We start from the raw sequence: 303 nt of genomic DNA, 5'->3' as shown, positions 1-303 counted from the left end.
GGAAGGCAAAAGCCAAAGGCATCTACGACCTGCTGGCCAAGGCCGATCTTCAGAATTTCACTCGCGCCGGCGAGCGGGCCGACATCGTGGTCGCGGCAGACGTGTTCATCTATATCGGCGCGCTCGAACGCATCGTCGGCGCGGTGGCCGGCATGCTAGCCGAGGACGGGCTGTTCGCATTTTCGGTCTAGAGGCTTGCCGGCCGCGGTGCTTTCGCTCTGCAACCGTCACGGCGTTATGCGCACTCCGAGACCTATGCTTGGCGCGTGCTTGCCGCCAACAGGCTTGCGGTTCTGTCGCTGG

The 303-nt window shown here is 63.4% G+C and carries 1 pseudogene; it reads left to right on the top strand.

Annotation, left to right across the window (positions count from 1 at the left end):
• A pseudogene (locus EN857_RS36415) lies at nucleotides 1-191 on the top strand (SAM-dependent methyltransferase); the annotation flags it as partial.
• Between the last annotated feature and the right edge of the window lie 112 nt (nucleotides 192-303).

The sequence above is a fragment of the Mesorhizobium sp. M4B.F.Ca.ET.214.01.1.1 genome (assembly GCF_004791545.1).
Classification (GTDB): domain Bacteria; phylum Pseudomonadota; class Alphaproteobacteria; order Rhizobiales; family Rhizobiaceae; genus Mesorhizobium; species Mesorhizobium abyssinicae.
Note: the sequence above shows the minus strand (reverse complement) of the source record. Positions and strands in the feature narration are given on the sequence as shown.